Origin of the sequence: Ferrovibrio sp. (genome assembly GCF_029255545.1) — a bacterium.
GTDB lineage: Bacteria > Pseudomonadota > Alphaproteobacteria > Ferrovibrionales > Ferrovibrionaceae > Ferrovibrio.
Genome location: NZ_JANLJJ010000036.1, coordinates 20267 through 28363, shown reverse-complemented (window position 1 = coordinate 28363; position 8097 = coordinate 20267). Strand labels below are relative to the sequence as shown.

Annotated in this window: 9 protein-coding genes; 5 read left to right on the top strand and 4 right to left on the bottom strand. The window is 67.0% G+C overall.

Annotated features, from left to right (window positions below; translation table 11 throughout):
* Positions 1-259: hypothetical protein (locus tag Q1J79_RS06810; RefSeq protein WP_300298346.1), on the bottom strand; the 259-nt coding region annotated here is incomplete at its 3' end.
* 230 nt (positions 260-489) lie between these two features.
* Between Q1J79_RS06810 and infA the strand changes: the two genes are divergently transcribed.
* The 5 genes from infA (at position 490) to Q1J79_RS06785 (ending at position 4273) form a co-directional block, all read left to right on the top strand.
* Positions 490-708, top strand: a complete 219-nt coding sequence (infA, locus tag Q1J79_RS06805; protein WP_144067704.1) for a translation initiation factor IF-1 — start codon at positions 490-492, stop codon at positions 706-708.
* Between the two features lie 11 nt (positions 709-719).
* Positions 720-1364, top strand: coding sequence for a Maf family nucleotide pyrophosphatase (locus tag Q1J79_RS06800; protein WP_300298343.1), 645 nt, complete (start codon positions 720-722; stop codon positions 1362-1364).
* Positions 1365-1368: 4 nt separating this feature from the next.
* Positions 1369-2961, top strand: coding sequence for a ribonuclease E/G (locus Q1J79_RS06795; protein ID WP_300298340.1), 1593 nt, complete (start codon positions 1369-1371; stop codon positions 2959-2961).
* Positions 2962-2969: 8 nt separating this feature from the next.
* A complete protein-coding gene (gene yacG, locus Q1J79_RS06790; protein ID WP_300298338.1) occupies positions 2970-3158 on the top strand; it encodes a DNA gyrase inhibitor YacG in 189 nt (62 codons plus the stop codon).
* A 278-nt stretch (positions 3159-3436) separates the two neighbouring features.
* A complete protein-coding gene (locus Q1J79_RS06785) occupies positions 3437-4273 on the top strand; it encodes a VacJ family lipoprotein (protein ID WP_300298335.1) in 837 nt (278 codons plus the stop codon).
* A gap of 57 nt (positions 4274-4330) precedes the next feature.
* Here Q1J79_RS06785 and Q1J79_RS06780 read toward each other — a convergent pair whose 3' ends face one another.
* From Q1J79_RS06780 to Q1J79_RS06770, 3 genes are all read right to left on the bottom strand, one after another.
* Complete coding sequence (locus tag Q1J79_RS06780; protein WP_300298332.1) at positions 4331-6436, bottom strand: ATP-binding protein; 2106 nt, start codon at positions 6434-6436, stop codon at positions 4331-4333.
* A 72-nt stretch (positions 6437-6508) separates the two neighbouring features.
* Positions 6509-7039: a GNAT family N-acetyltransferase gene (locus Q1J79_RS06775; RefSeq protein ID WP_300298329.1), complete on the bottom strand. Its 531-nt coding sequence runs from the start codon at positions 7037-7039 to the stop codon at positions 6509-6511.
* A 5-nt stretch (positions 7040-7044) separates the two neighbouring features.
* A complete protein-coding gene (locus Q1J79_RS06770; protein WP_300298326.1) occupies positions 7045-7989 on the bottom strand; it encodes a hydrogen peroxide-inducible genes activator in 945 nt (314 codons plus the stop codon).
* Positions 7990-8097 lie beyond the last annotated feature (108 nt).

Sequence of the window (8097 nt, the reverse complement as noted above, 5' to 3'; positions counted from 1 at the left end):
GCGATGGCCGCCAGTAGCGCCAGACCAGATACAGCAGGCCGGCGCCGCCGATATACCATCCGGCCTGGCCCAGGTCGGTCAGATACCCGGCCATGCGCACCAGGATGCTGTGGTCAATGGAACGGAAGAAACGCGCGATCGGCTGATCAAACAGGAAGAAGCAGATCGGGCATGCCGCCGCCGCCAGCAGCGGCAGCAGGATATACCAGCCTGTGATGCGGGGCGGCTCGGGGCGTCTGGAGGCAGCGTCTTGCAGCATGGTGAGGCTGGACCATGAAAGGATGACATGCCAACCCCTTATCCCGGCGGCCTTACCTTCAACTGACAGTGCCGCGATATTTTCGCATTTTGTTCCGGCATGCGGCAGGCGGCGGCCGGGCTACGCTTGATTTTCCGGCCCGTCACGCGCATGTTCTCGCCCGCGCTTCACCGGCGCACCCCGTGCCGCGTCATTTCCGGGCGCGCGACTACCGTAAAAACAGAGGCTGAATGGCGAAGGAAGAATTGCTGGAATTTCCCGGCGTGGTCGACGAGTTGCTGCCCAACGCGATGTTTCGGGTCAAGCTCGATAATGGCCATGAAGTGCTGGCCCATACCTCGGGCAAGATGCGCAAGAACCGCATCCGTGTCCTGGCCGGCGACAAGGTCATGGTCGAAATGACTCCTTACGACCTCACCAAGGGTCGCATCACCTTCCGCTTCAAGTAAGCCGCGCTGCCATGGCCGGGACCCCGCGCGTGCAGGCTTCTCACGTTCCGGTCCCGCTGGTCCAGCCCCCCCTTGTCCTGGCTTCGGCCTCGCCGCGCCGCCGCGACCTGCTGGCCCAGATCGGCATCGTGCCGGCTGAGATTCGCGCCGCCGATCTCGACGAAACCCCGCTGAAATCCGAACTGCCGCGAAGCCTGGCCGCGCGCCTGAGCCTGGCCAAGGCCGAAGCCGTGGCGCGGCAGAGCCCGGCCGCCCTGGTGCTGGCCGCCGATACCGTGGTGGCGCTTGGCCGGCGCATCCTGCCCAAGGCGGAAACCGATGCCGAGGTGCGGCAATGCCTGGGCCTGCTGTCCGGCCGCCGGCATCGTGTGCTGACCGGGCTGTGCCTGATCCATCCCGATGGCCGCCGCGCCGCCCGCGTGGTCGAAACCATTCTGCGCTTCAAACGGCTGGACGAGGCCGAGATCGCCGCCTATGTCGGCTGCGGCGAAGGCCGGGGCAAGGCCGGCGGCTATGCGATCCAAGGCCGCGCCGCTATGTTCGTCGCCTGGCTTGGCGGCTCCTATTCCAATGTGGTCGGGCTGCCGCTGGCCGAAACCGCCCAGCTGCTCGGCGGCTTCGGCTACCCGCTCTGGCCGGAAACCGGCTATAGTTGATTCGATGGCCAATGAGCTGCTGATCGATGTCGGTCTGACCGAGACGCGCGTCGCGCTGGTCGAGGACGACCGCCTGGTGCATCTCGATCTCGAACGGCCCGAACGCGATTCCGCGCTCGGCGCGATTTTCCTTGGCCGCGTGCGCCGGATCGAAAAGGGCCTGCAGGCCGCCTATGTCGATATCGGCCTCAGCCGCGACGGCTTCCTCGGGCGCGACGATCTCGTGGAGAGCGGGGGCAAGCCGATCGAGCAATGCCTGCATGAAGGCGAAACCGTGCTGGTGCAGGTCAGCCGCGATCCGGTCGGCGAGAAGGGCGTCAAGCTCACCTGCCGCATCGCCCTGCCGGGCCGGTTCCTCTCGCTCACCCCCTTCGATGCCGCCGTGCGCGTCACCAAGCGCATTGCGCAGGATGCCGAGCGCATGCGGCTGGCCGCCGTGATGCAGAGTCTGCTGGCGCTGGCCGACCAGACGCCGCTGGAAGTCACCGCGCGGTTGCAGCGTGAGGTGAGCGAGCGGCTGCAGCACCGCGCCGGCGACCGTCGAGTCGCCAAGCCGGTCAAGCGTGAGCCAGAGCGCCGCAATGGCGAAGACCGCCGCAAGAGCATGGGCTGTACCGTCAACGCCAATGCCGATGGCGTGTCGAAAGAGGAATTGTTCGCCGACCTGGAGCGCCTGCGCTCGCGCTGGATCGCCATCGAGGAGCGCAGCAGCCAGGCCGGTAAAGCCTCCGGCGCGCCGGCCGAGCTGTGGCGCGAGATGGGCCCGGTCGGCCGTGCCCTGCGCGACTTTGTCGGCGCCCGGCTCGATCGCATCCGCGTCAATGCCGCCGCCGGCTTTGCCGAGGCGCGCGCCTGGCTGTTCGAGCATGCGCCCGATTACGTGTCCCGGCTCGAACGCTTCGGCGATCCCGCCGGCCTGTTCGACTTGTTCGAGATCGAAGCCGATATCGCCGCCGCGCTCGGGCGGCGCGTCGAGCTGCCCTCGGGCGGCGCCATCGTGTTCGGCGAGACCGAGGCGCTGACCGCCATCGACGTCGATTCCAGCCGTGCCTCGTCGCGCGGTGGCCGTGCCTTCGAGGAGCAGGCGCTGCAGATCAATCTGGAAGCGGCCGTCGAAATCGCCCGCCAGCTTCGCCTGCGCGGCATCGGCGGCATCGTGGTGATCGATTTCCTGCACATGGAAAACGCCGCCTATCGCGCCCAGACGGTGAATGCCCTGCGCAATGCGCTGAAAAGCGATCCGGCGCCCACCAAGGTGCTCGGCATGTCGGCTTTGGGGCTGGTCGAGATGACGCGCAAGCGGATCGGCGAGCCGCTGGCCGCCCGGCTGTTCGAGAACTGCCCGACCTGCGATGGTGACGGCCGGCTGCCCTCGCTGCCCGCCGTGCTGGCCGAATTGCTGCGCCGCGCCTGGCGCGAGGCCGCCAGCAGCCCGGGCGGCGGCAGGCTAGAAATCGCCTGCGCCCCGGAGGTTGCCGCCCTGGTCGATGCCGAATTGCGCACGAAGCTGGAACGCCAGATCGGCGCCGTGGTGCAGGTGAAACCGGAATCCGGCCGGCGCCGCGAATCCTTCGCCGTCAGCCGGCTGGGGCTGTGATTCCGGTGGTGGCCACCAAAGCCTGTCCGATCTGTGGCAAGCCGGCGACGGAAAAACACGCCCCGTTCTGCTCGCCGCGCTGCGCCGATGTGGATCTCAACCGCTGGCTCAAGGGCGCCTATGCCATCCCGGCGGTCGAGGCCGAGGATGCGGACGAGGATGCCGCCGAGGCCGGGACCGACCCCGCCCTGCACTGACGGCCCCCGGGTCTGCTCGGCCCGGTGTGGTCTCCGGCCCTATGTGATCCGGCCCGGTGTGATCTGGTCGACCCGCCGTCCTGGTTGTACCGCGCCGCGGAGCCTTTCCAATTTGGATTGGCTGGCCCTGTTGCAGAACTGCATCACCGGGCTGGAAAAAACACCCGCCGGGCGTGGGATCGGCCCGCCGCCGTCACGGGGAACCGGGATTCGGCTTGCCCCGACGGGCTAGATATCTGATAAGCTTATTGTTCAGAAGTATAAGAGGTTCCAAGCCCATGTCCGTTGCCCTGCCCCCGTCCGGCCAGCGCCTGCCTCAATGGAAGACTCTTGCCGCCCTCGCCATTCTCGCCGGCGGTGTGCTGAGCGGCTGCGCCACGCCGCCCGCCGATCCGGCCGGCCGCGCCGCCTATGACGAGATCAATGATCCGCTCGAGCCGGTGAATCGCGCCCTGTTCGAATTCCATCAGGTGCTCGACCATTTCCTGCTCAAGCCGGCGGCCTTCGCCTACACTTGGCTGGTGCCCGATCCGCTGCGCACCGGCATGCGCAACGCGCTGCTCAATCTCAAGACGCCGGTCTTCCTCGCCAACGACCTGATGCAGGGCGAGACCGGTCGCGCCGGCGACACGCTGCAACGTTTCGCCATCAATTCCACGGTGGGCGTGCTTGGCGTGTATGACGCCGCCGACAAATGGTTCGGCATCGCGCCGCACACCGAAGACTTCGGCCAGACGCTGGCCACCTGGGGCAGCGGCGAAGGCCCGTATCTGTTCATCCCGGTAATCGGCCCGAGCAATCCGCGCGACCTCGCCGGCCTGGCCGCCGACTCCGCGATGGATCCGCTCAACTGGTATCTGCGCAACACCGACCGCGAGGGCTGGATCTACGCCCGCACGGCGCTGACCGGCATCGATACCCGTGCCGAGCTGCTCGACACGCTCGACAATCTGGAAAAGACCTCGCTCGATTATTACGTCACGCTGCGCAGCGTCTATCGCCAGCGCCGCGACGACGAGATCGCCAATCGCAGGCCGCGCCAGCCGTCGGTGTCGCCGACGATCAGCCTGGCCGCCGATGCCGGCAGCGAGATCGAGGTCAAGCCGGCCAAGTAAATCCCCTCGGCCTGCGGGCTGAGGCAACGGCGCGTCGCTGCAACGACGCGCCGTTTTTTATTGCGCAGCTCTCCCCGGATTCGGATCGATCACGCAGGCGGGCGGAAAGGTCAGCGTAACCCGGGTGCCTTCCTGCGGCGTCGAGGCGACCGCGATGTCGCCGCCATGCAGGTCCATCAGTTTGCGGCAGATGCTCAGGCCCAGGCCGCTGCCCTCGCTGCGCCGCACGCCGGCATCGGCCTGCCAGAACGGCTCGAACACGCGCGACAGGTTCTCCGTCGCGATACCGATGCCGGTATCGGCGACGGTCAGGATCACGCTGCCATCCGCGCCGCGTCCGGCCTCGATGCTGATGGTGCCGCCATTCGGCGTGAACTTCATCGCATTGCCCAGCAGGTTGATCAGCACCTGTTTGATGACGCGCGCGTCGACATGCAGCTGCGGCAAACCGGGCGCCAGATGGCTGACCAGTTTCAGGCCGGCTTCGCGGGCGCGGCCGCGCACCAGGCGCAGGCTGTCATCCACCAGGTCCTGCGGCCAATGCGGCGCCAGCTCCAGCTCCAGCTTGCCGCTCTCGATCTTCGACACGTCGAGGATGTCATTGATCACACCCAGCAGGTGATGCGCGCTGCGGCTGATATCCTCGGCATATTCGAAATACTTCGGCGATTGCGGGCCCAGCATCTGGTTGGCGATCATGTCGGCGAAGCCGATCACCGCGTTCAGCGGCGTGCGCAGCTCATGGCTCATATGGGCGAGGAATTCGCTCTTGGCCCGGTTGGCGGTTTCCGCCACCTCGCGCTGGCGGGCATAACTCTCGACCAGCCGCTCGCGCTCGGCGGCCTGTTCGCGCAGGGCCGCCTCCAGCTGTTTGCGTTCGGTGATGTCGGTGGCGATGCTGCCGACCGCCAGCAGCCTGTGTCGTTCGCCATAGATCGGAAAGCGGACGATGATGTGGCTGCGGGGCTGGCCGGACCTGTCGCGTGTCTCGGTGTCGAAGATCACGGGTTTGCCGGCGGCCAGCGTCGCGTCGATCTGCCGCATGAAGTCGGCCGCCATCGGCTCAGGGAACACCTCGTTCGGGCGGCGGCCAACCAGCTCCCGCGCGGGGCGACCGATCTGTTCGGCATAATGCCGGTTTACCATCAGGTAGCGACCCTGGGCATCCTGCAAGGCCATGATGATCGGCGGATTATCCATCATGCCCTGCAGCAGGGCCTCGCTCGCGGCCCGCCGGCGCAGCTGGCGCCAGGTGGCCCATAATGCGGCGATGGCGCCGAGCATGGCGATGCCGAGCAGCAGGCCATAGCCGATCGCGGCGCGCTGCCAGTTGCTGTCGACGGCATGCTGGTCGACCCGCAGCATGACGTTGATGGGAAAACCGGACAGCCGCGACCAGTAGAGGATCGTGTCGTCGATGGTGACATGGCCGCGTTCGCTGGTGATGAAGCCGGTCAGGCCCGCCAGCTCGGCGGCTTCATTCTGCGGCCAGCCGACGATCAGGCGGCCCTGCTCGTGCACCAGCGCCGCGGTCGAGATCGGCAGGCCAAGGTAGTTCGGGTCCAGCAGTTCGGCGCCGGTGATATTCAGCGAGGCAACGATCACGCCGCTGAATCCATTATCCCGGTCGGTCAGGCGGCGGCTCAGCCACAGGCTGCTCGCGCTGTCGGTCCAGCCGGCGGAAATCTGCCTGAGCGTTCCGTTGCGATGACGCTCGAAGGCCGGATGCCAGGCGACATCAAGCGGCATTGTCGCGCTGCCGGCGGAAAAACGCCGCACGCCATCCTGGTCATAGACATGCACGCCATCGACCTGCGGCAAGATGGCGACGCGTTCGGCCAGGGCCCCGGCAATGGCATCGCTCGGAGTCAGGCCGTGCCGCAGGCGATCGCCGATCTCGGCGCCGCCGAATTGCAGCAGCAGGTCGGCGACGTCGATCTGGTGCTGCGCCGTATCGGCCAGGCTGTGGCTGAGCCCGGCCGCCTGCAGGTTGAGGCGGTCGCGATCGGCGCCGCGCAGATTGAGCACCAGCGCGAAGATCAGGGCGCTGGCGGCGGCCAGCAGGACTGCAACGGCGATGACCACGGCGCTGAAGCCGCGCGGTATGCCGCCGCGGCTGCGCCGGGGATTCGGTGCCGTCGTCTGCCTTTTCCGCTCGGTCATCCCGGATCTGCTTCCCGATCCGAGTCTGTCACAGGACCCCGCGCAACGACAAAGGGTTTTATCAGGGGTTTGTCAGGTCGCCGGATTGCGCGGCGGGTGGCCCGGGAACCATGCCGGATCGGTTTCGGCCGCCAGCGCCGCGATGGCCGGCTGCGTCATGCGGTAGGGCAGCCATTCCTTCAGGTGCGCTATGCCGAGCCGGTGGTAGAAATCGCGCGTCGGATTCCAGTCCAGCACGTTAAGGTCGAGCCGTTTGCAGCCGCGTGTATCGGCGATCGCCGCCAGCGCGGTGATCAGCTGCCGGCCCAGGCCATGGCCACGCGCGCTTTCCAGCACGAACAGGTCCTCGACATAAATCCCCGCGCGCCCCTCCCAGGTTGAGTAATTGTGGAAGAACAGCGCGAAGCCCACCGGCTCGTGCTCCAGCTCGGCGATCAGCGCCTCGAAGCGCCGGTCGGGGCCGAAGCCGTCGCGCAGCACGTCCGCGGGCGTGATCTTCACGCTGCTCAGGGGCTCGTTCTCATACGTCGCCAGCGCCTGCACCAGGCGCACGATGGTGGCGGCATCTTCCGGCGCGGCTGGCCGGATCAGGGTCTTGCTCATGCTTGTCAGGCTTTCTCGGATGGGGATGTTGCGGCCGGCTGTTTCAGCGCCGCGACCAGCGCCTCGCCGAACAGGGTGAATTCCTTGGCGCGCTGCGTGCCGCGCCGCCAGGCCAGGCCGATATGGCGCGCCGGCGCCTTCGCCCTGCCCTCATTGGCCAGTGGCCGCGTGACGACGTCGGTGCCGCGCAGGATGCCGGCATCCAGCGCCAGCCGCGGCAGCAGCGTGACGCCCAGTCCGCTGTCGACCATCTGCACCAGCGTGTGCAGCGAGGTGGCGGCGAAACCGTCCCTGCGCGGCGAGGGCGGTAAACGACAGGCCGCCAGCGCATGGTCGCGCAGGCAATGGCCGTCTTCCAGCAGCAGCAGGTTGCTGTCTGCCAGATCGTCGAGCTTCACCGACTGCCGTTTGGTCATCGCATGATCGCTGCGGCAGGCGACCAGGAATTCGTCGTCGAAGAGTTCCAGCGTATCGAGCGCGCTGCCTTCATAGGGCAGGGCGATCAGCAGCAGGTCGAGCTTGCCGGCCTGCAATTGCTCGATCAGCCGCGCGGTGAGGTCCTCGCGCAGGAACAGTTTCAGGTCGGGGAAACGCCGGCGCAGATTGGGCAGCACGCGCGGCAGCAGGAAGGGCGAAATCGTCGGGATCACGCCCAGCCGCAGCGGTCCGCTCAACGGCGCGGCGGCAGCGCGCGCCACCAGTACCATCTCCTCCGCCTCGCGCAGCAATTCGCGCGCCCGCCCGGCCAGCTCCTCGCCCAGCGGGGTCAGCACCACCTTGCGTTTGGTGCGGTCGACCAGGGCGGCACTGAGCTGGTTTTCCAGCTCCTGGATGCCGGCCGACAGGGTCGACTGGGTGACGAAGCAGGCTTCGGCGGCTTTGCCGAAATGGCGGATTTCCGCCAATGCGACCAGGTAGCGCCATTGCCGCAGGGTGGGCAGGTTCAGCATGGGGTTATTTAAATCGATTATGTCGATTAATTTCAACGGAATTATCCGCTGGAACGATAATTAGAAAGCGTCTAATTATCACTTCGAGCGAGGCGCAGACCCTAATCG